The organism is Paenibacillus rhizovicinus (assembly GCF_010365285.1).
Classification (GTDB): Bacteria; Bacillota; Bacilli; order Paenibacillales; family Paenibacillaceae; genus Paenibacillus_Z; species Paenibacillus_Z rhizovicinus.
This window is the reverse complement of sequence record NZ_CP048286.1, coordinates 3,715,140-3,741,616: the sequence shown is the minus strand read 5'-3', so window position 1 is coordinate 3,741,616 and position 26,477 is coordinate 3,715,140. Positions and strand designations below refer to the sequence as shown.

Here is a 26,477-nt window from a genome sequence, read left to right as displayed (position 1 = left end):
TTCTGCGCTTGCATACCTATTGGGATATCTTGATTAGAGCTATTATCGCTATCCTATTGCTCTTGATCATGGCTAATATTCTCGGCAAACAGACGATTTCCAATATGACGTTCCTGGATTTCGTGACCAGCATTACCATCGGCGCCATTGCAGCCAACCTGGCGTTCAATACCAAGCTCAAGTCGACGCACATGGTACTGGCGCTTATTGTCATGGGCATCACGTCTGTTCTGCTATCCGTAATCGCACTGAAGAGCAGGAAATGGCGCAATTGGATTTCCGGTTCTCCAACCGTCTTAATAGAAGGAGGTAAAATTCTGGAGGGCAACATGAAGAAGGTCCGTTACACGCTGGATTCCTTGGATCAAGCGCTGCGGGAAAAAGGCATCTTCAATATGGGCGAAGTGGAGTACGCCGTACTGGAAGATAACGGGGTGCTGTCGATCTTGAAGAAAGACGATTACCAGTTCGTTACCAAGCGAGACTTGAAGCTCGGCGGAGGCAGCTTGTCGTTCCCCATTGAACTGATCATGGACGGCGCTTTGATGGAGCAAAACTTAACGATGAACGGATTGACCCGCGAGTGGCTCGAAAACGAGCTTCGCCGCAGAGGGAAACGGATCGAGGATGTATTCTATGCGGTCAGGGGCACGCATAAGCAGTTGTTTTTCGATTATTACGAGGACCGGATTCGGCAGCCGGTCGATAAGGAATAGCAATAGAATAGAGGCTGGACGAATACGCCAGCCCCGGACAAAGCGAGCAACGATCAACCGGACAGCGACCGGATCCGCCTCAGCGACGGGAACAGCACCATCCACAGCCCCGCGACGACAAGCGTGCCGACGCCGCCGATGAAGGCGGCCGGTACCGTCCCGACAAGCCCGGCCAAGGTGCCCGATTCGAATTCGCCAAGCTGATTCGAGGTCCCGATGAACAGCGAGTTGACCGCATTCACCCTTCCGCGCATCTCGTCCGGCGTTTGCAATTGCACGAGCGACGACCGAATGACGACGCTGACCACGTCCGAAGCGCCAATGAGCAGCAGCGCGATGATCGACAGGGTCAGATTCTTCGATACGGCGAAGAGCATGGTCGATAAGCCGAAGATGCCAAGCGCACCGAACAACAGCGGCCCCACCGCTTTCTTAAGCGGGAAGTATCCGATGACGAGCGACATGAGCAGCGCGCCGACCGCCGGCGCCGTCCGCATCAGCCCGAGACCCCAAGGTCCCGTATGCAAAATATCCTGCGCGAATATCGGCAGCAGCGCCGTCGCCCCGCCGAGCAGAACGGCGAACAGATCGAGCGAGATCGTTCCGAGAATGACCGGATGGCGATAGACGAACCCTAGGCCCGAGAACATGGAGCGCAGCGTGGGGCGCGCCACTTGCTGCCTGCCATGCTCGACGCGAATGACGAACGCGAGAATCCCCGCGGCAAGCAGCACGATGGCAGACGTCGCATACACGTAATTCGCTCCGGCCGAAATCAGCAATCCGCCCAGCGCCGGTCCGATAATCTGCGCCGTCTGCCCGGCCGAGGTGCTCCACGAAATGGCTTGCTGCAGCAATTCCTTCGGTATCAGCTGGGGCAGCAGCGCCGAGGAGGCCGGCCCTTCGAACGAGCGGCAGGCGCCGAGCAGCGCGGCCGCGACCAGTATTTGCTCCCGGCCCAGCCACCCTTCGATGCTGCCGAACAGCAGCAAGGCGGCAATTCCGCTTTCAACGAACAGACAACAGGCGACGATCAGCCTGCGGTCGAAGCGGTCCGCGACATGGCCGACGACGAAGGTAAGCAGTACCATGGGAAGAAACTGGGCAAGGCCAACCAGACCGAGACTGAAGGCGTCCTTGGTCAGCACGTACATTTGCCAGCCGATCGCCACGGAGAGCATCTGGAAGGAAGTCGAGGATATGACGCGCGACAACCAGTAATTCATGTAATAGGGCTGTTTAATAACAGAAGCATTGGGCTCAAGCATGCTGAAAATACATCCTTTCCGTAAGGCACGAAACCCGTATTCAAAACTCGCTTTTACTAACTTACCACAATTCCCGGTTTGACACATTAATGCGTTAATGGAATGCGGAACGGGCGGCTTCGAACAGGCTGGCGCGAAACGGCGGAACGGCCGGGCGGAACGGGCATGGTGGAACGCGGAACGGCGGAAGGCGGGACGGCTGGGCGGAAGGCGGGATGGTGAAACGGCGGCACGGCCGGACGGAACGTCAGAACGGGAAGGCGGAACAGCGGAAGGCGGCACGGAACGGCCGTAAATATAAGCCGGATCCAGCGCCCGCCTCCCTGAGCGGTGCGCGACACGAAGAAGAACCCGGCAGCGCCTGCCGGGTTCTTCCTTGTATGCTTGCATCCGCCATGCTTATTGGGGAAGAAATTGTTCGAACAGTTTCTCCGCCCAGCGCTGGTTCGCTTGCACCGTGCGGCCTGCGTTATGCGGCGTGTGCACGACATTATGCCTGCCCAGCAGTTCGTCATCCAGCGGCAGCGGCTCGATATCGAACACGTCGGCGGCAAGGCTGATTTCATCGTTCACCACGCGCTCGCGAATCGCCTTCATGTCGCAAATGTCGGCACGCGTCGCCAATACGACCAAGCAGCCTTTTGGCAGGGCGTGAATCATTTCCGCGGTCACCAGTCCCCTCGTTTGAGGCGTTAACGGCACCATCGGCACGAAAATCTCGGCATCCTGGACGAGCCGCTCGAGATGCCATTCTTTCCGGGCGCCCGCCCGGTGGAAGGAAGGCTCCGGCGCGAACGGATCCCATGCCGCGACATCGGCTCCCAGCATATGAACGAAGCTGGCATAGCGGGAAGCAATGTTCCCTGCGCCGACGATACGGATGCGCTTGCCTTCAATCGTGCCGTTCGTGAAGTTCGGATCATCGCCGAACTGATGCCCTCTTACTGGCGGATTGCTCACGCCGGTGATCGGCTCGTAGTCCCAAGGCTGCAAGCTCGTCAGAATTTCATGATGGGTCTGCGGAATTCTCCGCAGCCCGCACAACGTTAACGCCAAGCCGAACTCGGATACCGATTGGCCCCAATAGCCTTCGCTCGGTTGACGGTATAAACGGACTTCGGCGTCGGCTAACAGCTGCTTCTGCTCGTCGGACAGCGAGCCGCCATAGGCGTCTGTCAGGATTGCCGCTTCTCTCAAGCTGCCGAAGGCGCGCAGGCAATCGGTCGTCACGTCGACGGTCAGCGAGACCAATCGCGTTACGCTGCCCGGGTCCGGAACGAGCTGACCCAGCTTGCCTGACTCGTCGGCCTGCAGACGAATGAGTTCGGCGGGACCCTGCGCGGCAAACAGCTTGTGGAAATGATCGACTGTCCACGGCCATACGACTTCGAAACGGGGATGAACGATAATGACGGTTCTCATAGGATATCCTTCTCCTTTAGATTCAATTGGCGGCGGCGAATGCTTGCCAGCCTGCATTCAGTTCGTCCGGATCGGTACTGCCGCAGAAGACGATAATCCGATAGCGAGAGGTTTCCACTTCATCTTTGGCCAGCTGCCACGGTCCCGTGATGCATCTGCTCGGCGAGATGCCCAATTCGTAATCCACGCGCCATGGCACGGGATGCTCGGCGTTGCCCGGATGATCCATGAACGCGAAACCCGCCTGATCGGCACGGCCTTCGATCGGCATGCAGCAAGCCGACCAGCGCGCGCGCTGTCCTTCGCCTTCTTCATTGATTTGACCTTCGCTATTCAGCACTTGACCGCCAAGTTCACGCCGATAAGGCATGCGCAGGAAAAGCCCGCCGTACGCGTATTGCCCGAACGTCAGATCGACGGCCGCCTTCAAGGACCAGTCGAAATCAATGCTGTAGCGGCCGCCTTGATCTTCCAGCCGCCACTGCTGTAATTCCATCAGCAGCGGCTTGCCTGCCGGATCCAGGTAGAGCGTCTCCACTTCCCAAGAAACGCGGCATCCGTCAACGACGGCTGGTTGCAGCGGCAGAGGCCGGAAGCTCCCGTCATTAGGATCGTTCAACAGCCCTTCCGTCCAAAATCCGACGCCGTTCACATCGTTCAATCCGATATAGAGCCCATGCTGCCAAGGATGGTGCGAAGGCACGTCCTCGGTTAGAATTCCGTTGCCGTCCGGAGCAAGTATCGGATGGATATACGGACGCTTGTCCGACTGGGCATGCTGTTCGAGAATCGGCACGGCTTCATTGCCGCGGTAAATCCGGATGCACGTTTCCGTGCTTTCCGCTCTTAATTGGGACGTTTGCATCGCGCTGCCCTCCCTTATCTTCTTGGAAATACCGGAAGCTTGACCTGCTCGCCATTGCGCATTGCCGATTCGTGGGCGCAAATGCCGGCACAGGTCCAATTCGCCGACGTATAGACATCCGGGAAGGCGGCGCGTTCCTCGACGATGCTCATAATAAACTCATGCGCCAAGTGCGGATGCGATCCCCCGTGGCCGCTGCCTTGCGTGAAGGATAAGTGGACATTTTCGGCAGCATCGTAGACGCCTTCAGTCGTGTACTTACGGATTCCTTCGGGGAGCAGATGCGCATAATCGGGGATTTCAACCCGCTCGGCCTGCTCTCCGGTGAAGATAACGGGGGACTCGCCCTCCAGCTGCTGCCATTCGAAGCTCATTCGATCGGCATATACGTCGAAGCTCTCCACGTATTCGCGCGACGTTTCGAATAAGGAACGCGTTACTTCCATCGCCAGATTGGAATCGCGCAAACGGAATAAGGCCGACTCTACGGCGAAGGGCGATCCGTATTTCTCCGTCAGGTTTTCCGCGATTTGGCCCGAACCGAGGCAGGATACGAAGTCGGCTTCTTGATCCGCCAGCGCCAGAAGCGGACTGACCGCATGCGTCGCATAGTGCATCGGCGGGAGTCCTTCCCAGTATCCCGGCCAGCCGGCCATCTCTTGCTGATGCGCCCCGCGCAGAAACTGAATGCGCCCCAGTTTGCCGGCGTCGCGCAGGCCTTTGACGTAGAGAAACTCGCGCGTATAGACGCAGGTTTCCATCATCATGTAGTTCTTCCCTGACTGCTGCTGCGCCTCCACGATCCGCCGGCATTCTTCCACGGTCGTCGCCATCGGCACGGTACAAGCGACATGCTTGCCTGCCAGAAGCGCTTTGATGCTCTGTTCCGCATGGTTCGGAATCGGGGAATTAATATGAACGGCGTCGATGTTCTCGTCTTTCAGCATCTCGTCGAAGTCGGAATAGCGGACGGCAATGCCGAAGTGGTCGCCGATTTGATTCAGCTTCTCCGTCGTACGCTGACAGATCGCATACATCTCGGCGTGCGGATGGTTCTGATAAATCGGAATAAACTCCGAGCCGAAGCCCAGCCCGACAATGGCTACGCGTAGTCGTTGACTCATTCGGGTCATCCTCCCTGTAAGCGCTCTTAATACTTTAACTGTATGCGTTGGCGTCCAAGAAGTCGATGCGATTATTTGTTTGGAAAATGAGATTTTTTACATCTATCGGATGCTGTAAATAAGCTTTCGGACCCTGTATAGTAGGATATATTAGGAAGAGGGGTCGGGATGATGAGCGCATTCATGCTGCCGAAACGCAAGCAGGTCGCCTTATTGATTGAAACGTCGAACGAATACGCCCGCGGACTGTTGAGCGGCGTCAATGCCTATCTTCGCGAGCATTCGTCCTGGTCCGTGTCGCTGGGCGAATACAGTCGGAACCATATTGACTTGACCTGGCTGCGCCATTGGCATGGCGACGGCATTATCGCGCGCATCGAGAATGACCAGACGGCGCGGTTCATTCGGGACTCCGGGCTCCCGGCTATCGATCTCAGCGCCTCAAGGCGGATTCCCTCGCTGCCCTGCGTGGAAACCAACGACCAATCCATTGCGATCATGGCGGCCGATCATTTTATGGAACGGGGCTTCGAGCACTTTGGCTTCTACGGGGATTCGCATTTTCAGTGGTCTACGCTGCGGGGGACGTATTACGAGGACTATCTGGTGTCGAAGGGCTATTCCTGCCAAAGCTTCATTACTCCGGCGGATGCCTTGCATGAGCAGTCTTGGCATTCGAACAAAGAGGAGCTGTTCCAATGGCTGAAGGAGCTGCCCAAGCCGATCGGCATTATGGCTTGCTACGACATTCGCGGCCAACAGCTGCTCGAAGCTTGCCGGCTCGCCGGGGTCTCGGTTCCCGACGAGGTGGCCGTCATCGGCGTGGATAACGATGCGCTCTTGTGCGAATTGTCCAATCCGCCCTTATCCAGCATCCAGACAAACGCGCTGAGGACCGGTTATCGCGCGGCCGAGCTGCTTGACCGCATGATGGCGGGCGAGTCGTTGGACAACCAAATCGAGCTGATCGAGCCGATCAGCATTCAAGTCCGATTATCATCGGATGTACTGGCCGTAGAGGATAAGATCGTCTCCGACGCTATCCGGTTTATTCGCAACCATGCGCATGAAGACATTCAGGTGCAGGATATTCTCGACCATTGCTCCGTTTCGCGCCGCAAGCTGGAAAGCCGGTTTCAGAAGGAGCTCGGCCGCACCCCGCACGATGAAATTCTGGCCGTCAAAATCAAACTGGTCAAACGCCTCTTAGAAGAAACGAAGCTGAGCCTGGCCGCCATAGCCGAACGCGCCGGGTTCAAGCATACCGAATATATGAGCGTGGCCTTCATGCGCGGCACCGGCATCAGGCCGGGCCAGTACAGGAAGAATATGCGGCTCCTCAAATAAACGCTTCTTCTATAGGAGCGGATATAGGAACGGATACGTAGCGGATAAGTAGCAGATAAGAGCAAAAGGCACCCGGTGGGGATGCCTTTTGCTCTTTTATATGCGGTGCGTCATCCCAGGCAGCTGCGACCGTTGAAAATGCTGGCGCCTGGTACCAAAGTCTACCATCCGCTTACACGATCGGCCACCTATAAGATTACTCCGTTGACCGATGTGACAGATCGTCGCATCCACTATAGTTAACTTAACAAACAAGAACACCGACAAGGAGGCGCCGTTTTGAGACGTAAAACCTGCCTGCTGATAACCGCCGCGGCGGCTATCACGGCCATCCTGGCAACAGGCTGCGTATATGCGAAATCCGACGGTGGCGCACTTCTGCACAACTGGTACGAGAACCGCTCGCAGCAAGTTACCGATCAGATCAAGACTTCAGCCGCCGCGAAACGCGTACAAGCTTCCGCGAAGCTGGACGAGCGGTCGGAGGAACTGGCGAACGATGCCCGCAAAGAAATTTCGACGACGGCAAGAGCCCGGATCGATGAAGTAACCAAGCAGCTTCAAGCTGCCGGACGTTCCTACATCGGCCAGATCGATGATGCGAAGGACGGATTAACCGCTGACCCCGGCTTCCAACAGGTTTTCGACAACTACGTGGACGAGGTTAACCGCACGAGTACCGAAGAGCTTGATCAACTTGCTGTGGACACGATCGACGAGTTAACGCAGCAATTAGGCAATTAGCTTCCGAAACCAACCATTAAACCAAACCAAAGGAGATTGATGAAAATGAAATTTATCAAAACTAAAGTAGCAGCAGGCGTAGTCGCAGTAGGTATGCTCGCATCGATGGGTACAGTATTCGCAGCAACGGATGCAGGCGGACAACTTCACAACTGGTACGACGCTGCTCTTGGCACAGTAAAAACTGCCATCAACGGCGATTTCGCCACTTACAAAACGACTAAATTGGCTGCGCATAAAACGGCCGTTGACGGAATCATTTCAAAAGCACAGAACGACATCCGCGACGAAGGTAACAAGAAAATCGGTGAAGTGAATGCAGCCGTTACTAGCCAAACAACCCAATACGGAAACCAGCTCGACGGAGCCAAAGGCGAGATTCTTGCCAGCATGCCAGCTCAATTCGACGCTTTCGTATCGACTACAAATACGGCAACGGATACTCAGCTTACACCAATTGCTACCCAAAACCGTACAGATATCAATAACGCGATTAAAAACCATTTAGGCGTGTACACAGGACGTCTCGACTTGAATAATCCAGATTCAAGAACAGCAGCTACGCTTACAAATAAGAAAAAAGAATTAACTGATAAAATCAACGATGTCAAAACTGCTTTACAAACAGCTTTGAATAGTGAAAAATCGACTGCAACGACAGAGATCCAAAACTACTTGAATGCCCAACTCACAGACCTTGAAGCGCAGCTGCAAGCTCTGGCAGATACAGGCGTTGCTGATGCTAAAAACAAGCTCGATGCTAAAGCCACAACAGTGTTGAATAACGCTCTTGGCGAGCTGGACGCTATCGTTGACGGAATCGACAACTAATACCGCTTCACTTGCAAACCTACGGAAGGAAGCCCTGCTGACAGGGCTTCCCCGTTATTTTTTATCAAACATGACAGGAAGGAGCGATCCAGATGAAGATCGGAAATCGGAAGCTTGGAAATAAACGGATCAACAAGAAAGTCGCAGCTGGTATTGTTTTTTTAATGGTCACCTTCACGGGGACAATGGGTATTGCTTATGCGGACGTCGATATTGCCGGCACGCTGCAGTCCTGGTTCAACAAGAAGACGGATCTTGCAGTCACGAGTTTGACGCAGTCCATCCAAAGCGAAACGGACACGCAGAAGGCCCAGTTGAAAAAAGAATTGCAGCTACGACTCGAAGCATCCGCACAGGAGATCGATACGTTTACGGAAGAGCAGCGAACGAAATATATCGCAGCCATCCAGAAGCACGCCGCTGAATTGATCGCATCGATGAACATTAACAATGATCAGGATCGCCAGCAAATTCAAGCCAAGCTTCAAACGATAACGGACAGCGCCATGCAAGCAATGGATACGCTATCCGGCAGCTACACCCCGCCTGCCGTGGTTTACACGCCGCCGGTCGTTGAATCGACGCAGCCGGCCGAAGACACGGCGCAGCAGCCTCAAGAGACTCAACAGCCTGCCGAAGATGCAGCACAGCAGCCTCAAGAGACTCAACAGCCTGCCAAAGATGCAGCGCAGCAGCCTCAAGAGACTCAACAGCCTGCCGATGGCGCAGCGCAGCAGCCTCAAGAGACCCCGCAGCCGGCCGAAGATGCAGCGCAGTAACCTCTTGGCCCCATAGTACCAAGCATGTCACGAACCACGCCGTAACAGGCGTGGTTCGTGCTAGCGCCCAACAACAACAAGGTGGTGACTGATCGTCCATGCAGGAACTGCAGCAGCCTATATCCGAACCGCCAGACAATACGCCCAAAGCCATCTCGCCCTTGAAGACATTTTGGAGCTGGCTCCGCCTGGTCATCGTCCTGGGCGTCATATTCCTTGTCATCCATAACTTATTCGGCTTAGATCGCGTATCCGGCAATTCCATGAATCCTACGCTAGCCAACGGCAATGTATTGTTCATTAATAAGCTAGCTATGTTGTTCGAGTCGCCGAAATACGGGGACGTTGTCGTTATCGACTCCACGGCTCTGGGCTATAACATCGTCAAACGGGTTATCGCCGTCGGCGGAGACCGGATCGCTATCAACGATGGTACCATTTACGTCAACGGCGAACCGCTAACGGAGCTTTATACGTACGGGAAGTCCGAGGATATGGCCGAAATCCTGGTCGAACCTGGCCATGTGTTCGTTGCCGGGGACAATCGCGACCTCGGCGAAAGCCTCGACAGCAGGGATCCTAAGCTCGGACAGGTCGATCAATCCGAGATCAAAGGTTTCGTAGCCTGCTCCTTGTGGCCGATGCACGGCATCGCAAAGCCTTTGAAACTATAAGAAAAGGCAATTCGCCTGGCGAGAAGCGCCGGTGAATTGCCTTATTTAAAATAGATTGGATATGGCTAGACCAGCTCGAATTGCACGAGCCCCTTGGACAATGCGTATAAAGCGGCTTGCGTACGATCGCTCAGATTCAGCTTGGACAAGATCTGGCTGACATGTTTCTTCACCGTGAATTCGGTAATATACAGCTCGCTGGCGATTTCTTTGTTGGAACGCCCTTTACCGAGCGAAATGAACACTTCCAGCTCCTTGGGCGTCAGCTCGGCGAATGCCGTCTCCTCGGCAGTAGGACCCATCATATTATCCATGAACACCGGATCGTAGAATTTACGACCGCGCGCAACGACTTCCACTGCGTATAATAAGTCCTCCGGCGTCGCTTCTTTCAGGCAAATGCCTTCGACGTCGAGCGATTTCGCAAGCCGCAGCTCGCTGCTGGTCGCGGAAGAGGTTAGTATGAGAAATTTGCAACGGTGTCCAAGCGTACGCGCCCGTTGAATGAAATCCAGACCGTTATCCTTGCCCAAATTCAGGTCAACGAGTACAACGTCGGGCCGCATGAGCTCCATCATCTCCAAGGCTTCCTTCGCATTCGATGCCTCTCCTACGATATCCATCTTGCTGCCCGTTCCTACTACCATGCGAATTCCTTGCCGTACCAGCGGATGGTCATCGAGAATAATGATTGTAGTCATGTCTCTAGCCTCCAATAACAAATAAGTATATGATATAACCACCAAATATAATCCTCTGCTAGAACCAATTTCCATTCTATAGCATCTATGACTTTTTGACTACTACTAAAATAGATTAGGGGAATAAATTGTGTCGATTTTACACCGAAAAGGCATTATTCACGCTACTTTAGGCTGTAGGTGTATTTTCTTAATACTAGGACTTTCGATCTATTCGGTTAAGACCGATGACCACTCGGCCAGCTTTGCCCTGGTAGCGATCGGTATATTAACCGCGTCTAGCTTGATATATCTGCATGCCTCTCGCAGGCTCGCCGCGGCCTTCATTCCCGTTGACCTTCTCTTCGGACTCTATCTTCTCGCAAGCTCGGGCGGAATCGACGGACCTTTTATTTGTTACAGCCTGTCCGGATTGTTTCTACTGAAGAGACATACGACCTGGAAGCACTATTATCCGATCACGCTGGTCTATTTGCTGCTGCTGCCCATTATCGTCGGACTCCTGGAAGAAGAAGCTCTCCCCCGATACCTGAGGGAACATGCCGTCTACGTTATCTATGTCGTTATTTTCTATGGCGTAATCATGGCCGTGCATATGAACGCCAGAAACATGAATGCCCATTTCCGAAGCCTGGCGCATATCTATACATCTGCCGGCTTGGAGCCTCATTCCGATCTTCAAATAATCGTTCGGCAGACGGAAGCCGCGCTAAGCAAGCTGCTGGGCGGACGCGATGTCTGGATTTGCGCGAACGCATCGGATAACGGGCACGAGCCGGAGCAAAGCTGGATGCATACGTATTTCGCCAATTGTCTGCGAAATAACCCCGCCGCCGGCACCAAGGCGTACATACGGCTGCCGTCACCCGTTGGCGAGTTAACTCCGCTCTACCTTCGCAAGCTGCAAATGCCGGATGAAACCGACTACGGATGGCTGCTGATCAACACAGACGAGCACGAGCTTTCCCAATTGCAAATGACTTACGTTCAACTCATCCTGAGGAAATTCATGAGCGATTACGACGTGATTAATCAAGTGAACGCCATCCGAACCCGCGCCGTAGCTGCTGAAAGGGACTATATCGCTCAAGATATACACGATGGCATCGCGCAAGAGCTCTTCTTCCTCTCCGTTCAATTGTTCCAACTGAAGAATGCCGTGCAGAAGGACAGTCCAAGCCAAGCCTTACCGATCTTGGCGGAGCTGGAGACCAAGGTGAAGGAAAGCCACCGGAATATCCGCAAATTCATCGTGGATCTCAAAGGGGAGAAACGACGGTTCAATCTTCGGGATGCGATCGAAAACATGCTGAACCGCATGACGGCGAACAGCGGCGTCACGCTCGTCTTCCGCAGCAATGGCTGGGTCGCGCAGGAGAAAATCGAAATCGAGGAAGCACTCTATCACTTCATTGAGGAATCCGTCAACAACGTGATGAAGCATGCCGAAGCCAAGCGGCTTCAAGTTACTCTTGAGGTAACGAGCGTCCAATGGACGGTCCTCGTCAGCGATGACGGCAAAGGCATGGATTGGGGGCAGACCGAGCTTACGGGCAAACTCGGAATCGCGGGGATGACGAATCGCATTAAGGCATTGAACGGCTCGGTGAACATACATTCGCAAGTCGCCGAAGGAACAACCATCACGGCCGCAATTCCACGCGAAAGGAGCATGGCTTATGTATAAAGTGGTCATCGCGGACGACCGTCCGCAAGCCCGTCAGGGACTTCATCTCTTATTGGACTGCTGCGGCAATTATACGATCGTGGGTGAAGCGGCCGATGGATCCGAAGCGTTGGAGCGGTCCGCGGCGCTGTCGCCGGATTTGCTGCTGACGGATTTGAAAATGCCCGGCCTATCGGTCATTGAAGGCGCCCGCCATCTGAAAGCCATCCATCCGTTCATCAAGATTATTATTTTGACGGCCTTCGACGAGAGTGAAGATATTTACCGCGCCATGCATGCCGGCATCGACGGTTACTTGATGAAAGACACGGACCCCGAACAGATCCTGAGTGCGATTCAACAAGTCATGGACGGCTCTCCCTTCTATCAGTCCAAAGTGAATACGGAAATTTCCGACACCGGGAGCTATGCATATGAAAGTTAATGCCTTGTTAACGATGCCCATTCAGCGGATGCTGATGATCCTCATCGGGAGCATCTCTGCCGGCATGGCCGTCGTCAGCCTGTTGGACAAGAGCTTCCGCGCCGGCTTCGACAGCTTGGATACGGTATGGATCTCCTTGACGATTGCAATCAGCTCCTGGGGAATGTACGGTGTTCAGCGGCATCTGCCTGCGCGTCACGGATTGAGCAAGCTGCTCGCGGTCTGGTATATCTTGCTGGCAGCGGTCTTCATATCGCTCTACATGCCGGCATTCATCGTACAGATTTGGGGCATTTTCCTGTTCTACCCGATCCTGATCAGCCTCATCGCTTCGTTCAAGGAATACGTTTATGCCTCCGGTATGTTCTTCCTCTATAATCTGGTTTACACGTTGTTCATCCCGGCATTCGCGAAGGCGAATGGCAGCGTCACCATCTCGGATATCGTTCTGGAGCTGCTGCTTGCGCTCGGGAGCGTGCTGCTTGGAGGCATCATTCTGATCGCCGCCCATCAGCTGAAGAAGAAGCATGAAGAGCAGTTCTTCCAGCAGCAGAAGCAGCAAGTGCTGAACACGCTGCAGTGTTTCATCCCGGTGGGGGAACGCAAAACCCAAACCTCGCGCAAGGAAATCAGCGATATGAGCAGCTTAATCAAGGCGCTCTGGCGAACGTACGGCGGCGAGGCCTCCAAGGAATGGGAGATCGAGCTGCTGTCTCTCCTTCACTTCGTGAGCCGGGTTAAGCTTCCCGATTATATGTTCGAGAAGGAAGGCAAATTATCGGAATTCGAGCTTGAAGTGGTGCAGGAGCATTGCTATATGGCGAAAGAGCTTTGCGCGGGAATCCCCGGATTCGAGGAAGTAGAGCAGGTATTTCTGTATCATCACGAGAAGGTCGATGGCACCGGCTATCCGTTCCGGTTGAGTGGCGAGCAAATTCCCGTGCTCTCCCAGATGCTCGGTATTGTCGAGGTTTTCATTGCGATCACTACGCCGAGGTCTTACCGGCAGGTCATGTCGGAACAGGCGGCTTACGAAGAGATTCGCAAGATGTCGGGCAGCTTCTTCCGCCCCGACATTATCGAAGCGTTCGGCAAGGTAATTCAGTAATTTAATGCTTCGATGGTTTGATGGTTCGATGACTCGGTAACTCGATAACCCGATGACTCGATAACTAATCGATGCTATGATTGTATATCCCTGTAATCCCAACCGAATGCTTCAATGATTCGGTGCGCTTGCTGCATGCTTGCTGCCTCCTTGAAGCAGTCCGGTTCATGATTAGCGCCCCTCGCCTCTCCTACAGTATGCTAATCTCGGAGCAGGGCGAGAGCAGGGTGAAGCGTTCCTCCAAGCGTATGCGCGCGGCATCGTCCTTGAATGCGCTTTCGCGGAAAACGACACGAAGCGGTTGCTGCTCGGCAATGGCTTCGATGACCGATTCCGGCAGATCGCGGTCGAAACAGGCCAATAGCGCGTTTCCGTCTACATCGTACACGGTCTTGCCCTCGCTCGTCTTCCTCCCCATCGGTAACGATAGCTCGAGACCAAGCCCCAGCATCGCCTGGACAAGCACGTCTTCCCCCGTACGCTCTTCCTTGATCGTGCTGATTGCCGGGCCGTCAAAGCCCAGACTGTCCGGCCTATCATACGCCTCTGTCATATTGGTGTCGTCAAGCCGGTACACACGGAATCCGTAATCGATGTCCGCGGAGGTCCCCTCCTTCATCTTGCTCCCGGCGCGGCGTATACGTTCCTTGCCGATTTCGCAAATGTTGGCGTAGCCGGCTCTGCGGGCCTCTGATCCTTCAGCCGTCTCTTCCGGAAGCTGGATCATGATATATTTGCGGTGCCCGCCGTCCTCGGCATTCAGCTGCATGACCGCATGCGCCGTCGTTGCGGATCCGGAGAAGAAATCGACGATCAGATCGTCTGCTTCCGTTGTCAGCGACAATAAGAATTGAATGAGTTCGTATGGTTTGGAATAGTCAAAAACCTTCGCCCCGAATAAGAGCTCCAGCTTCTTGGATGCTTGCGTGCTTGAATACTCCTCGATCAATCCTAACGGCCGGTTGGTTCTGACGATCGGTTCATCTTGATTATCCACATTCATGTATTGCTTGCTGTACACTTGCCAATCGCCCTTATGATCCTTCTTCATGACGATAAAACCGTTGTCCAGGCCCCACTTTACTTTGGCCTCCGACCATCTCCAGCACGCCTGTTTACTGCCTATGGCAGGTCTGATCTGCCTGCCGTCGGGAGCCGTAATGGGATAGTCCAGCGAGGCCGAGTATTGTATGCTGGCTTGGTTTAATTTCTGCAAATAATAGCTGCCGCGTTTCTCCGCATGCTCGTCTTGCAGCGTATACCGGCTTTCGTTCGATATCCGTACGCCTTTGATGGATAGATGCTTCACGGACTTGGCGTAACACAGAATATATTCGTGTTTCACCCGGAAGTGTTTGCTGTCCGAACCTCCGCCGCCCTCCTTATTCGCCCAGATCAGGTTGGCTACGAAGTTGTCGGCACCGAATACTTCGTCGCAAAGCATCTTCAGATTTGCCATTTCGATGTCGTCGATGCTAATGAACATCACGCCGTCTTCCTTCAGCAGTTCCCGGGCAATTCTCAGTCTGGGGTGCATGTCCGACAGCCAGTCGCCGTGGCTCTTATAGTCGTCTTTATAAATAAAATCCTTCCCGGTATTGTACGGCGGATCGACATAGATGCATTTCACTTTATTCAGGTACGATCGCTGCAGCAGCTTGAGTATTTGCAGATTCTCACCCTCGATATACAGGTTCCGCGTGCTGTTCCAGCACATGCTATCGTGGATAATGGGCCGCAGCGTCATCTGCACAGGCGCATTGGCGGAGAGAATCGTCTCCTTCTTGCCCGGCCATGTCAATTGGTAGCGTTCTTTGGTTCCTTCGACTAGAACATCGGACAGCTCCTGCCGCAAGAGGTCAAAGTCGATCGCCTGTCTGACTTGCCCGTCCGCAGTTCTCGCTTCCTTCACTACACCCGGGAATAGTTCTGCGATTTTATCTATATTCCCCTTAACCTTATCGGTTGTTTGCATCGATAATCGATTCATCGGATCCCCCTCGTTATCGCGCTCCCGCCTGCTGCAGCATCTGTGCGATTTCGGCCATACGATTCCGCCTTGCATGCTGCAATGGCGTTATCCCGTCCCGATCGGCGATGTTCACATCGGCTCCATGGTCAATAAGAAGCCGGGCAATCTGTTGATGCTTCGGTCCGCCGGGAGTCAGAATGACGACTTCAAGCAGCGCAGTCCAGCCTAAACGGTTGATATGATCGATGTTCACGTCGGTCGTTGCGAGCAGCGCGCGTACGTTCTCGACATGGCCTTTCTCTGCCGCGGGTATGAGTGCGTTTCCCCCGTATCGGTTCGTTAACCGGGTATCCGCCCCTGCTGCAATAAGGAGCTTCAGGATGTCCAGCAATCCTTCAGCGCCGGCATACAGGAAAGGGTTGTCATTGATCTTGTCTTGCAGATTGATATCCGCTCCGGCAGCAATCAGCCATCGAACGATTTCCGGCTTGTTCGCATGCGTTGCAGCCATAATGGCGGTTCTCCCTCGGCTATCCTGACCGTTAATATCAGCCCCGTCTTCCACCAGCCGCGCGACATCCTTCAAGTCTCCGCGTTCGGCAGCGGCGATCAGCGCTCTGTTCATAGCCAACACCCTCCCCCTGACAGCAAGATTATTCCATTCTTCCTCGATGATACACCGGAGAGGAAGGATCGTAAACAAACGAAGAAAGGCTACCTGTATTCGGTAGCCAGCTGCTTCGCTTACGTATAAAATGCCGGTCATCGCTTGTCCGGAAATTTGATCCTCTTATTCGGTGTTGCTTTGTATTGCTTAATGTCACTATCACGCTTACGGTATCGCTCAGAATCATTTGGTATTACTCGGAATTACTAGGTATTACTCAGCATTACTAAGTAACACTAGAAGGCCCTCGATGTTTCATCATGCCACTTCTTATTGCTCGATCACCCGGTATAACTCAGCATTACCTGATATTACGCGGTATTACTAAGTGTTACATAGTATTACCTAGCGTTCCCGAGTATTACCCAGCATTGCGGAATACAGGTATCGCCCCACATAACAACCTGAGTATCGGCATCAACTCCAAGCCTCGATATCCTCATCGTCGATCTCTTCCGCCTCATCGGGCTCGGAAGAAGAAGCCGGCTCCGTTAGCCCCGCTTCCTCCTCGGCCGACTCCTCATCCTCATTCTCCTCGATCGTCTCGACGGTCTCGATCGCGGCGGCCAGCTGCTGCCGATCCGCCAGCAGCGCCTGATACCGGCCTTCTCCCCGTGGATCCGGGGCGTCATGCAAACCCGTTCGCTCTGCGGGGATGTAAGCCTGCAAATTCCGTACGCCATTCGACTGGATCTCCTTCTCGATCAGATAGCGAAAAGAATCCATCAAATTCGATTGCGCATTGAGCCAGGCCATTACGAGCGGATCCTCGGTCTTCTTGGTTTTCAAACTAATATTGCCGCCGGGAAGCTTCGTCTTCTTCATCTGCGTCACCTCGACCTGTCTGGCTCATTATGCAGGCTGCTCCGCTTTGCCTTTGAGCGCCTCGTAAATCTTGCCCCGCACGAACGCGTCGAGTCCCGCCGCGTTCAACTGCACGGCGTCGTCGGCTGGAATATAGAGCAGTTTGATTTCCCGCTCGTCGCAGGTCTCCTTCAAGTACGGGTACAGGACGGAACGCATCACGATGCTGCCGCCGCCGTAGACGCAGATAACGTCGATCTCGTTGCGCGCCTTGGTCAGTTGTTTCTTCACGTGCTGCACGATTTGCTTCACTTGGCTTTCGAGCGGCCGCCGCAATGTTTTCAACGCCCTGGCATGGTACTTATGCTTCGGATTCTTGATCACGTCGCTGAAGAATTGTCGCGGGCTGTCCGGCAAATGAATGAGCCGATTGAACTCCTGCAGCGCTTCCTCGATCGCATACCCCGCCCCATGGTGGCTGCCATGAATGAATTGACGCAGAAACTTATTGCCCTCCGTGATCGGATACTCCGTAGACCCGTCGCCGATATCGACATGGAGAATGCGTTTATCCTTGAAATAACTGCCGTTGAACTTCTTATCTATGCCGTATGCCGCTGTAAAATCGGCGAAGATCTCCCCTTCTCGCCAGTTCCCCGCCGCATCCTTCTGCAGCGCGAATATGACCGGCGTCGCTTCGGGCACGACCTTCACGAATGGGAATACGAGATTGACGGCTACGCGCTTAACGCCCAAATGGACCGTCACATGATGCATGCCGGACGTAAACCGTCTCTCGAACTTGGCGGAGGTCTCGTCCGTATGCTGGGTGACGGGCAGCGCCGTTGCCATATCGACTTCCACGTCGATTTGCGCCGGAATGGCCTTCTCTTCCTCAACCGCCTTCTGAACGGCCACGGCAGCGATTTGAGCCAGCGTATTAATGATCGGCAAATCCATATCGCTCTTCGAATCAATGCCAATCTGAATCGTATCGATGATTTCGCCGCTTTCCAGCGCAAACTTCCCTACGTAGTACATCCCCGGCCTCGCGGCAGGCGAGTCAATGGTCACGACCAGTTGATCCTGCAAATGCTTCACAAAACTCTCCGGCGCCTGCTCTTCGCTCCACGGAAGCTCGTCCACTCTGCAATTCACGTTCGGCTGCTGAATCAAATGGCCATCGATGATCAAGTCATGCTCGCTGTTTCCGTTATCGTTGCCTACAAAGAAATGATAGTTCATTATCGATTTCCTCCTTAGGGTAAGGAATATATCCCTTAGTATTACTTTGCCATACGAAGTATGCGTTAACAAATACCTAGAGACCCACGGCCCATTAATCTTCTCTCATTTGATTTTGTCGGAATGTGCTGGATTTAGGCCTGTTTTGCAGCATCGAAAATAGACCCCCCGCACAGGCGAGCATCAACCTGCATGGGGGGTCTTGCATATGGACCACGAAACTGCCGGGATATGCGGATCCCTCGGCATTAATCCTTCTTATAGTGTTCTTTCAGAATACCGGAACTCTTAACCGTTCTTGATCAGGTAAACCTTGGCTTTACACTTATTTACCCGAAAGGTCTTGATTCCTCGACCGGAAACCAACAAAATAAGGAGAACGATTCGCGCCAGGCACGCTCGGCCGTTCGTTTAATCCGCATGACGCATAGTCACATCGTGAAAGGTGAATGGAATTCAACATGGAATTATCTCATCCCGTATCCGGCAAATCCGCCGCACGCCAATCGTCCTCGCTCCCGCTGCTCTCGTTAACGATCGGGGCGTTCGCGATCGGCATGACGGAATTCGTAATTATGGGCATTCTTCCGAATGTCGCGCAAGATTTGAATGTCAGTATTTCAGCCGCGGGACAGCTCATTACGATGTACGCGCTCGGAGTCGCGGTCGGCGCTCCGATTCTAACGATGCTGACCCACAAAATCCCGCAAAAGCAACTGCTATGCTTCCTGATGGGACTATTCATCCTAGGCAATGCCATCTCCGTCATCGCACCGAATTATGCCGTTCTCATGGGTGCCCGTATGCTTACGGCGCTGACGCACGGTACATTCTTCGGGGTGGGCGCCGTGATCGCCTCGAGCCTGGTGCCGCCCGACAAGCGGGCCGGGGCCGTGTCCATGATGATGGCCGGCCTTACGATTTCGAATATTATCGGGGTCCCGCTGGGCACCTTCATCGGTCAACATATGGGATGGCGCGCCTCGTTCGGCACGATCGCCATCATGGGCGTCATCACGTTAATCGGAATTATGATCTTCATCCCGAAGCTCAAACAAGAGAAGAGCGCGCCGATCCGGCAGCAAATCGCCGCCCTCGCCAATCGCAGGCTGCAGCTGTTCCTGTGCATCGCCGTGCTCGGCAACGCAGGATTGTTCGCGATCTTCACCTACATTACCCCGCTGCTTGTGAAAGTGACCGGGTTCGCCGAGCACAACGTCACCTGGATTCTCGTCCTCTTCGGCTGCGGCGTGACCATCGGCAACATGGTTGGCGGCAAGCTGGCCGACTGGAAGCTGATGCCGACGATTCTGGGCCTTTATTTCATCATCTGCATCATCCTGGCGCTGTTCACGTTCACCGTCCACAACCAGATTGCCGCGGTCGTGACGATCTTCCTGTGGGGAGCTGCTTCCTTCGCCGTATTCCCAGGGATGCAGGTCCGGATCATGGGCTTAGCGAAGTCTGCGCCGGCGCTCGCCTCGACCACCAGCCATTCAGCCGGTAATCTGGGCAATGCGACAGGCGCTTTCATCGGCGGCGCGGTCATTACGCATCTGTCCTTAACGGCCCTTCCCTGGGTCGGATCGACGCTTGTCGGGCTGGCGCTTATTCTCGGCATCGTCTGCCATCTTGCGGACCGGAAATACGCGGCTTCGGCGTCACCGGTTTCTAACTAAACCTTCCGCATGTGAATACACAATGTGAATACACCAAGGGCGCACAGTCATGTGCGCCCTTTTTCTTCTGCTGCATCCGTTGCTGCAGCGCCCGCTATAACAAATGCATCTTCGCTTCCGCCTCATCCCAAGCCACCGTATATCCGTGACCCTTCGCGCAGAAGATCGATGAAGAGCTGTACAGCGGGTCCGCGTCCTTCCGATAGTTCTTCCGCTCAATCACCGCCTGTTCGTTATGGCAACGGTCGTAACCGCCGAAGACGAACTGGGCGATGCCCTTGCCATGCGTAAAGGAAGCCAGCTCCGTGCCGTAATCCATAAAGGTAGCCACGGGAACCCGGCCCGTAATGACAGCGTGGGAGGCGGTCGCGTGCGGCGGCTCGAACTGCCCGGATGCGCGTTGAATATCGGACAGCACTTTGCCCATATGGTCGATTTCCACTTTAATCTTAAACTCGTAATACGGCTCAAGCAGCACGTTCTCCGCTTTCTCCAAGCCCTGCCTCAGCGCGCGGAACGCGGCCTCCCGAAAATCGCCGCCATGCGTATGCTCATTATGCGCGGCGCCCGTCAGCAGCGTAATTCGGACATCGGTCAGCGGCATGCCCGTCAGTAAACCGTGATGGTCGCGCTCATAGAGATGCGTCTTGACCAGATTCTGATTGCCGATGCTTAAATCGTTCGCATGACACGCATTCTCGAACGTAATTCCGCTGCCCCGCTCCGCCGGTTCCAGCCGCAGATGCACCTCGGCATAATGCTTGAGCGGCTCGAAGTGGCCATAGCCATTCACGGCGGACAGGATGGTTTCCTTATATAGAATTTCGGGTTTGCCGAAGGAGACGGGGATCTGGAATCGTTCCTTCGCCAGCTGCTCCAGCACCTCGAGCTGAATGAGGCCCATCACGTGAATGTGGATTTCCTGCAGGCTTTCCTCCCAGATGACATTCAAGGACGGATCCTCGGCATTCAGCACTTGGAAGGCCTTAAGCACATCCTTCACATTCAGCGAATCGGGGAAAATCACTTTCGACGTCAGCGTCGGCACCAGCTCATAGACCAGCCTGTCCGAATAGACGCCTATGCCCTGCCCGGCCTCGGCGCTTGAAAGTCCGGTCACGGCGAACAGATCGCCCGCTCGGACCTGATCGACCGCCTGCGACTTGCTCCCGTTGATGATGAGGAGCCGCGTCGCCTTCTCGCACATGCGATCTTCCCTGCCGGGATAGCACAGCTCATCGCGAACCTTCAGCGTACCGCTCAAGCCTTTGATATAGGTCAAACGCACGCCGTTCGAATCATGCCGGATCTTATAGACGCGCCCCCCGAAAGGCGCCTGGTCATCATAATCCACGGTCGTTAGCCGATGCAGCTGGTCCATAAACTCGATCACGCCGATATCCTGCAAGGCGGAACCGCTCGCGCAAGGGAAGAGCTGATGTCCGCGAATCTTGTCCTGCAGCGCCCGCAGCCAGAAGGCTTGGCCTTCCGTCCCCGCCAGGAACGCGTCCAGCAGCGTCTCGTCCCGCTCCGCCATAAACTCCAGCAGCGCTTCGCCTACGTTTCCGCCTGCGAAGCTGTCGGTTAGCATACAGGCATCCGCCGTCAGATGCATCCGAATATCCTCGAATACCCGGTCTACTTCCGCGCCGACCCGATCGATTTTGTTAATGAAGAAGAACGTTGGAATGCGATGTTTATGAAGCAGCTGCCAGACCGTCTCCGTGTGGCCCTGAATGCCTTCCACCGCGCTAATGACGAGAATCGCGTAATCCATCACCTGGACGGCTCGCTCCATCTCGGGCGAGAAATCGACATGGCCCGGCGTATCGATCAAATAATAGGTGGAGCCTTGATAAGTCATGACGGCTTGGTCGGCGAATACCGTAATGCCCCTGGCCCGTTCGATATCATGGCTGTCGAGGTAAGCGTCTTTATGATCGACCCTGCCCCGTTCGCGAATGCTGTGCGTATGGTAAAGCAGCTGTTCGGCAAACGTGGTCTTGCCCGCGTCCACGTGAGCGAACATGCCTATGGTTATTGGATTCATATTATCGTACCACCTTGATCTCACAATGGTTAGATGGATGGCTTGCACTCGCCGGCGGCGATCAGAGCATGCGCGATCTACTCCAATGATCATATCACACCGCTTACGGGGGCGAGCCGGTTTGTTGGCTTTCTAGCGGAAATTTTAATCTCTCCTATTACAAAAAAACAGGCAACCGCTAGGGGTTTCCCCCCCTGGCAATTGCCCGCTCCTCTTACCCACGCCCTATTACTTATGCCTAGCACGCCAAGCATCCAGCTGCTTCTGCACTTCTATCCGCACCTCGTCGATGCCCGCTTGCCGCAGCTCTTGATTGAACATCGGCAGCACCGTGTCGACGTTCACGCTGCCGGTCATCAAGCTCGGGAAATATTTCTCCCAAACCATCTGGATGTTCTGCATTTGGATCGGCACCCGGGAGAAGTCCGGGGTGAAGCCCAGCGTGTTCGAATCGACCGCTTCCTTGTTGCTGGCGCGGAACTGATCCCATTTATCGGGCGGATCCGGGAATTGCCCGCCCATCGTCTTCAGGATGAACCAGTTGCCCTGCGTATACTGCACGCCTCCATAGCTTGGCAGCGCGTCCGGAATCGGATTGCCGTTACTGTCCTTCGGAGGAATGGGCACCACTTGGCCATTGCTGTCCAGCGTGTAGTGCACGCCTTCGATTCCGAAATTGAACAGGTTGCGCACCTCGGGATCCGTGTTGAGCAAGTTGAGAAACTTGACGGACTCGACGGGATGCTTCGTGTCCGCGCTGACGGCCATGACCCCGCCGCGAATGGATTCCGTCGTGATCAGCGCAGGTGTAACCGGATAAGCCACAAGCTTATAGCCGCGATCCTTGCTCCAGCTATTCTCCGACAGCGGACCGCCTCCGGCAGCTTTCCAGAATACGAGCGCGCCCCGCTTCAGCCCTTGGCTTTCCCGCATGGCCGCATCCTCATTGATATAACCTTCCACGTAGTAGCGCCGAAGAATGTCCAGCACTTTACGGCCTTCCTCGGTTTCGAATATATTGACGACCGGAGAACCGGGATCCATCACGCGAACCATGAGCGGAAGCGTCTTCTCCGCTACGTATTCGTACCCGTCCAGAGCGAAGAAGTTCTGGGAATCCTTATCCAGCTCCATCGGCTGGTACGCGGGCTCCTTCTCCTTGATCATCTTCAATAGCGGTTCAAGGGAAGCCAGCGTCGTGTACTTGGAGATGTCGATATGATATTTCTTCACCAGCGCATCCGGGTACATCCACTGGTCGCGCACGGCTAATTCCTTATTCGTCGGTACGCCGTAGATGCCGCCGTCATCCATTCGCACGCCATTCCAGAAGATCGGGTCGATGGCCTTGTACATATCCTGCCCGACGTTCGATAGATAGCCGTCCAGCTTAAGCCACGCGCCGCGCTGCGCGTACGTCATATACTCCGGCGCAAAGGCGATATCGAATGGCGTGCCCGCCGACACAAGGGTGTTCAGCCGGTCGGCATACTCCTGCCAGCCCACTTTGATATACGTAATCGTGACGCCGATCTTCTTGGCCAGCACCTCGTTGATCTTGTCGTTGACCATCTGAAGGTCCGCGTCGGGATCCCCGATCGTATAATAAATCAAATTCACTGTGCTGCCGGTCTGTCCGGCATTCTCGTTCTTGCCGGATCCGGAGAAGCAGCCGGCTAGAGGCAGCAGCATGACGAGCATGAGAGTGACGGCGAGACGACTCCAATTCCGTTGTTGTCGCATTGCGGCGTTATTCCTTTCTCCGCAAATCCGAGGGTGATTTGCCGAAATAAGCATGGAAATGAGAATAGAAATAGTTCAGGTTGGGATAGCCTACGGAAAGCGCGATGCTGATGATTTTCTCGTCCGTGGACTGAATGCGTTCCTGCGCGCGAAGCATGCGGTAGGCCATGAGATATTCCGAGAATTTCTTATGCGTCTCCTTAAGGAAAAGCTGCCCCAGATACGTTCCGTTCATCCGGAAACGTTCCGCAACCGATTTCAAACTTAAGTTCTGGGCATACTCCGCCTTGACGATCAGCAGGATGCGGTTGGTCAGCTTGGACAGGCTGTCGTAGCGCACGCCGAGCACCGGATCCATGTCCAGGTCGTCGCGGTCCGTACCTTCGAGCGTACCGTGCAGATCCTCGACGATAATCCTCTCGACTAATTGCTGCAGCTTCGAACGGTCGACGGGTTTAAGCAGATAGTCCTTGGCGCCGCAGCGTATGGCCTCCAGCGCATATTGGAATTCGCCATAGCCGCTCATAATGATATATTTGGATGGCAGGCGCAGCTCGTTGAGCTTATGAATCGCGTCATAGCCGCGCTGCTTGCCGATGCATACATCGAAAATCGCCAAATCCGGCAGGAATTCCACCGCCTTCGAAATCGCGCCTTCGTACGTTTCGCTCGTCTCGATGCGGCCGAAGCCGTACTTCTCCCAATCCAGCGTTCGTTTCATTCCCTCCAGAATCTGCGGCTCGTCATCTACGATCAGCAGCTTGTACATCGTAAGTAGCCTCCTTGGATAAGAATACGGATATTTTGACCCCCGCTTCCTCGTTGTTGTCGATGCTCATAGAGAAACCCGATCCGTAGAAAAAATGCAGCCGGGTATACACGTTGCGCAGGCCGATGCTGTCCGCAGCGGCGTCCTCGCCTCTGGAAAGCTTATTCCTGATCTCGGCCAGGCGCGCATCGGAGATGCTGTTGCCGTTATCCACGATCTCCAGTACGAAGCGGTCCGCTTCCTCCCAGCCGTTCACGATGAGCAGGTTGAACTCGCTCTCCGGATTGAAGCCGTGAATGAAGAAGTTCTCCGCCAGCGGCTGCAGCCAGAATTTCACGGTAGGCAAGGATAGCAGCGCCTGCTCCACATTGAACTGATGATAGAACCGGTCCGGATACTTGAACTCCATGATTTTCAAATATTTCTGAAGCAGATCCAGCTCGCTGTCGAGCGGTATGATGTTCTCGTTCTTCACGATATCGCGATAGAGCGCGCCCAAGGTGGCAATGGCGTCGGACGTGTAATCCGCGCTGTTCACCAGCGCCGATGATCGGATAACCTCAAGCGTATTATACAGAAAATGCGGATTGATTTGATGCTGAAGCGCTTTCATCTCGGTCTCTTGCTGCTTAAGCTTCAGTAAATAATTCGTACGGATATGCTTGTCGAGCTGATGAATCATATCGTCCAATTCCCTGGCGATCATGCCGTATTCGTTCCTCCGGTAACGAGGCGGATTAACCGGCGTAAAGTCCGCGGTCTTCGCCCTTCCGATGGAAACGATAATCCGCCGCAGGAAGTTCGCATCCTCGCGGAGATTATATACGATCAGCAGCAGCACGCAAATCATCGCGGCCAGCACGATGAGAAACACGATGAGCAGCACGTTCGCCTTTTGACGAATTAACGGAGCTACGTCCACGATGCTGACAAACTCATAATCAAACTCGGTCGATTTATACGTTGCGTAATACGCGCGGTCCACCAATCCCGTCGATAGATAGCCATGCGTGCCGCCATCCGCCACGGCCCGGCGAACCAAATCCTCCGTCTTCTTGCCGCTGCCCGCGATCAGGTATACGTCTCCGGAAGCGCTGACAGCCGCGGCCTCGCTCAGGTGGTCGTTTTGCACCGTCTTGAAAATCTTGTCGCTGCTGACCAGGAAGCGGAATTCGCCCAGCTGGCGGGAAATTTGGTTCGGGTCCGACAGCTTCTTATGGTAGACGAATCCTTTCTGGATCGACTCGCTGAACGTTGCGTCCGTACTCGGCAGGCGGAATTGAAAGCTCGTATTGCCGTTATTGTCAAAGCTCACCACGTTGCCCTCTTGTTCGGTATGCAGGCTTACTTGCGTGATATCGCCCTTGCCTCCGTTGCTCAGGAAGGCTTTCATATCGTCGGGGAAGGATACGAGCGGCCGGTTATAATGGCTGCTCTGCAATCTGCTCGTCAGATAGCCTTCGGCGTTGTTTCCCAAGAAACTGCGAATGTCGGACACCAGTCCGCTATTGGAATAGACCCGCTGCATGAAGGCTTCGATTCGGTCGGAATCGTATTGAAGGCCGTTTTCCACCCGGGAGAACGCCCCGGCCGCCTCGTTCCGGGAATTTCCCACCCATTGATCGAGCAGTACCGCACAGGTGAGCGCGCCGAGCGTTAAGCCGATGAATACTACGAATACCGCATATGCAATGAATTTGCCGCGATAGATCTTAATTTGCATAAATGAACGCATGCGGCGTCTCCTTTGCAATAAGCTTATGTCGCACCCCACCGCTCAACCATATAACGTAGTTGTCGATAAAAGCAATCCAGAAAATTGTGACAGAAAACCCGAACGGCAATCCCGTTCGGGTTT

General features: G+C 54.4%; 24 protein-coding genes. 11 read left to right on the top strand and 13 right to left on the bottom strand.

Going from position 1 to position 26,477, the window contains the following annotated elements; translation table 11 throughout:
• Nucleotides 1–8: 8 nt before the first annotated feature.
• A complete protein-coding gene (locus tag GZH47_RS16830; protein WP_225446102.1) occupies nt 9–716 on the top strand; it encodes a DUF421 domain-containing protein in 708 nt (235 codons plus the stop codon).
• A gap of 53 nt (nt 717–769) precedes the next feature.
• Here the strand turns inward: GZH47_RS16830 and GZH47_RS16825 are convergent, their stop codons facing one another.
• Entirely contained in the window at nt 770–1,984 is a 1,215-nt protein-coding gene (locus tag GZH47_RS16825) for an MFS transporter (RefSeq protein WP_162641618.1), read from the bottom strand.
• A 97-nt stretch (nt 1,985–2,081) separates the two neighbouring features.
• Here GZH47_RS16825 and GZH47_RS16820 point away from each other — a divergent pair, with 97 nt between their 5' ends.
• Nucleotides 2,082–2,279 (top strand): hypothetical protein, encoded by a 198-nt coding sequence (locus tag GZH47_RS16820; RefSeq protein WP_162641615.1) that lies wholly within the window; start codon nt 2,082–2,084, stop codon nt 2,277–2,279.
• Nucleotides 2,280–2,383: 104 nt separating this feature from the next.
• On the opposite strand, the gene GZH47_RS16815 is transcribed toward GZH47_RS16820, so the two are convergent.
• Genes GZH47_RS16815 through GZH47_RS16805 form a run of 3 tightly spaced genes read right to left on the bottom strand, consistent with a single transcriptional unit; the run spans nt 2,384 to nt 5,395 of the window.
• Nucleotides 2,384–3,406 (bottom strand): NAD(P)-dependent oxidoreductase, encoded by a 1,023-nt coding sequence (locus tag GZH47_RS16815; RefSeq protein ID WP_162641613.1) that lies wholly within the window; start codon nt 3,404–3,406, stop codon nt 2,384–2,386.
• A gap of 22 nt (nt 3,407–3,428) precedes the next feature.
• The gene (locus GZH47_RS16810; protein ID WP_162641612.1) at nt 3,429–4,271 is read right to left on the bottom strand and encodes a DUF6807 domain-containing protein; all 843 of its coding nucleotides are present in this window, start codon (nt 4,269–4,271) and stop codon (nt 3,429–3,431) included.
• A gap of 14 nt (nt 4,272–4,285) precedes the next feature.
• Nucleotides 4,286–5,395: a Gfo/Idh/MocA family protein gene (locus tag GZH47_RS16805; protein ID WP_162641611.1), complete on the bottom strand. Its 1,110-nt coding sequence runs from the start codon at nt 5,393–5,395 to the stop codon at nt 4,286–4,288.
• Nucleotides 5,396–5,563: 168 nt separating this feature from the next.
• Here GZH47_RS16805 and GZH47_RS16800 point away from each other — a divergent pair, with 168 nt between their 5' ends.
• From GZH47_RS16800 to lepB, 5 genes are all read left to right on the top strand, one after another.
• On the top strand, nt 5,564–6,742 hold the full coding sequence (locus tag GZH47_RS16800) for an AraC family transcriptional regulator (protein ID WP_225446101.1): 1,179 nt from the start codon (nt 5,564–5,566) through the stop codon (nt 6,740–6,742).
• 279 nt (nt 6,743–7,021) lie between these two features.
• Nucleotides 7,022–7,486 carry a hypothetical protein gene (locus tag GZH47_RS16795; protein WP_162641610.1) on the top strand — a complete coding sequence of 155 codons (465 nt, stop codon included), beginning with the start codon at nt 7,022–7,024 and terminating at the stop codon, nt 7,484–7,486.
• 45 nt (nt 7,487–7,531) lie between these two features.
• Entirely contained in the window at nt 7,532–8,317 is a 786-nt protein-coding gene (locus GZH47_RS16790; RefSeq protein ID WP_162641609.1) for a hypothetical protein, read from the top strand.
• Between the two features lie 92 nt (nt 8,318–8,409).
• The gene (locus GZH47_RS16785) at nt 8,410–9,096 is read left to right on the top strand and encodes a hypothetical protein (RefSeq protein ID WP_162641607.1); all 687 of its coding nucleotides are present in this window, start codon (nt 8,410–8,412) and stop codon (nt 9,094–9,096) included.
• Between the two features lie 98 nt (nt 9,097–9,194).
• Nucleotides 9,195–9,770 carry a signal peptidase I gene (lepB, locus tag GZH47_RS16780; protein ID WP_162641604.1) on the top strand — a complete coding sequence of 192 codons (576 nt, stop codon included), beginning with the start codon at nt 9,195–9,197 and terminating at the stop codon, nt 9,768–9,770.
• A 65-nt stretch (nt 9,771–9,835) separates the two neighbouring features.
• Here the strand turns inward: lepB and GZH47_RS16775 are convergent, their stop codons facing one another.
• Entirely contained in the window at nt 9,836–10,471 is a 636-nt protein-coding gene (locus tag GZH47_RS16775) for a response regulator (RefSeq protein ID WP_162641601.1), read from the bottom strand.
• Between the two features lie 283 nt (nt 10,472–10,754).
• On the opposite strand from GZH47_RS16775, the gene GZH47_RS16770 reads away from it, so the two are divergent.
• The 3 genes from GZH47_RS16770 to GZH47_RS16760 are packed head-to-tail and all read left to right on the top strand — an operon-like array spanning nt 10,755 to nt 13,690.
• The gene (locus tag GZH47_RS16770) at nt 10,755–12,158 is read left to right on the top strand and encodes a sensor histidine kinase (protein WP_162641599.1); all 1,404 of its coding nucleotides are present in this window, start codon (nt 10,755–10,757) and stop codon (nt 12,156–12,158) included.
• On the top strand, nt 12,151–12,582 hold the full coding sequence (locus GZH47_RS16765; protein WP_162641595.1) for a response regulator: 432 nt from the start codon (nt 12,151–12,153) through the stop codon (nt 12,580–12,582). The genes GZH47_RS16770 and GZH47_RS16765 overlap by 8 nt, the downstream gene beginning before the upstream one ends.
• Nucleotides 12,572–13,690, top strand: a complete 1,119-nt coding sequence (locus GZH47_RS16760) for an HD-GYP domain-containing protein (protein WP_162641587.1) — start codon at nt 12,572–12,574, stop codon at nt 13,688–13,690. Before GZH47_RS16765 ends, GZH47_RS16760 begins: the two co-directional genes overlap by 11 nt.
• Before the next feature lie 190 nt (nt 13,691–13,880).
• Here the strand turns inward: GZH47_RS16760 and GZH47_RS16755 are convergent, their stop codons facing one another.
• The 4 genes from GZH47_RS16755 to GZH47_RS16740 form a co-directional block, all read right to left on the bottom strand.
• Nucleotides 13,881–15,680, bottom strand: a complete 1,800-nt coding sequence (locus GZH47_RS16755) for a site-specific DNA-methyltransferase (protein WP_162641584.1) — start codon at nt 15,678–15,680, stop codon at nt 13,881–13,883.
• A 13-nt stretch (nt 15,681–15,693) separates the two neighbouring features.
• Complete coding sequence (locus GZH47_RS16750; protein ID WP_162641582.1) at nt 15,694–16,287, bottom strand: ankyrin repeat domain-containing protein; 594 nt, start codon at nt 16,285–16,287, stop codon at nt 15,694–15,696.
• Between the two features lie 459 nt (nt 16,288–16,746).
• On the bottom strand, nt 16,747–17,154 hold the full coding sequence (locus GZH47_RS16745) for a hypothetical protein (RefSeq protein ID WP_162641579.1): 408 nt from the start codon (nt 17,152–17,154) through the stop codon (nt 16,747–16,749).
• A 27-nt stretch (nt 17,155–17,181) separates the two neighbouring features.
• Nucleotides 17,182–18,378, bottom strand: coding sequence for a ParM/StbA family protein (locus tag GZH47_RS16740; protein WP_162641576.1), 1,197 nt, complete (start codon nt 18,376–18,378; stop codon nt 17,182–17,184).
• Nucleotides 18,379–18,839: 461 nt separating this feature from the next.
• Here GZH47_RS16740 and GZH47_RS16735 point away from each other — a divergent pair, with 461 nt between their 5' ends.
• On the top strand, nt 18,840–20,057 hold the full coding sequence (locus GZH47_RS16735; protein ID WP_162641573.1) for an MFS transporter: 1,218 nt from the start codon (nt 18,840–18,842) through the stop codon (nt 20,055–20,057).
• A gap of 94 nt (nt 20,058–20,151) precedes the next feature.
• Here the strand turns inward: GZH47_RS16735 and GZH47_RS16730 are convergent, their stop codons facing one another.
• From GZH47_RS16730 to GZH47_RS16715, 4 genes are all read right to left on the bottom strand, one after another.
• Nucleotides 20,152–22,107 (bottom strand): GTP-binding protein, encoded by a 1,956-nt coding sequence (locus GZH47_RS16730; protein ID WP_162641571.1) that lies wholly within the window; start codon nt 22,105–22,107, stop codon nt 20,152–20,154.
• Nucleotides 22,108–22,335: 228 nt separating this feature from the next.
• The gene (locus GZH47_RS16725; protein ID WP_162641551.1) at nt 22,336–23,850 is read right to left on the bottom strand and encodes an ABC transporter substrate-binding protein; all 1,515 of its coding nucleotides are present in this window, start codon (nt 23,848–23,850) and stop codon (nt 22,336–22,338) included.
• Between the two features lie 7 nt (nt 23,851–23,857).
• The gene (locus GZH47_RS16720; protein WP_162641533.1) at nt 23,858–24,619 is read right to left on the bottom strand and encodes a response regulator transcription factor; all 762 of its coding nucleotides are present in this window, start codon (nt 24,617–24,619) and stop codon (nt 23,858–23,860) included.
• Nucleotides 24,594–26,354, bottom strand: a complete 1,761-nt coding sequence (locus tag GZH47_RS16715; protein ID WP_162641530.1) for a sensor histidine kinase — start codon at nt 26,352–26,354, stop codon at nt 24,594–24,596. The genes GZH47_RS16720 and GZH47_RS16715 overlap by 26 nt, the downstream gene beginning before the upstream one ends.
• Nucleotides 26,355–26,477 lie beyond the last annotated feature (123 nt).